Origin of the sequence: Pseudogemmobacter humi (assembly GCF_900609055.1) — a bacterium.
Classification (GTDB): Bacteria; Pseudomonadota; Alphaproteobacteria; order Rhodobacterales; family Rhodobacteraceae; genus Pseudogemmobacter; species Pseudogemmobacter humi.
In genome coordinates this window covers 1-392 of record NZ_UXAW01000141.1, presented here as the reverse complement: position 1 = coordinate 392, position 392 = coordinate 1, and the positions used below count along the sequence as shown (strand labels likewise).

1 pseudogene is annotated in these 392 nt (G+C 62.8%); it reads left to right on the top strand.

The features are described 5' to 3' along the window. Positions 1-392 (top strand): annotated as a pseudogene (gene glyA, locus XINFAN_RS21245) (serine hydroxymethyltransferase); the annotation flags it as partial.

Here is a 392-nt window from a genome sequence, read left to right as displayed (position 1 = left end):
AGCCCAGGGCTCGGTGCTGACGAACAAATATGCCGAGGGCTATCCCGGCAAGCGCTATTACGGCGGCTGCCAGTTCGTCGATATCGCCGAGACCCTTGCCATCGAGCGCGCCAAACAGCTCTTCGACTGCAAATTCGCCAATGTGCAGCCGAATTCCGGCAGCCAGATGAACCAGGCCGTATTCCTCGCGCTTTTGCAGCCCGGCGACACGTTCATGGGGCTCGACCTGAACTCGGGCGGCCACCTCACCCATGGCTCGCCGGTCAACATGTCCGGCAAGTGGTTCAAGGTCGTCTCCTACGGCGTGCGCCAGCAGGACCAGCGCCTCGACATGGACGAGGTGCGCAAAAAGGCACTGGAGCACCGCCCCAAACTGATCCTCGCGGGCGGCA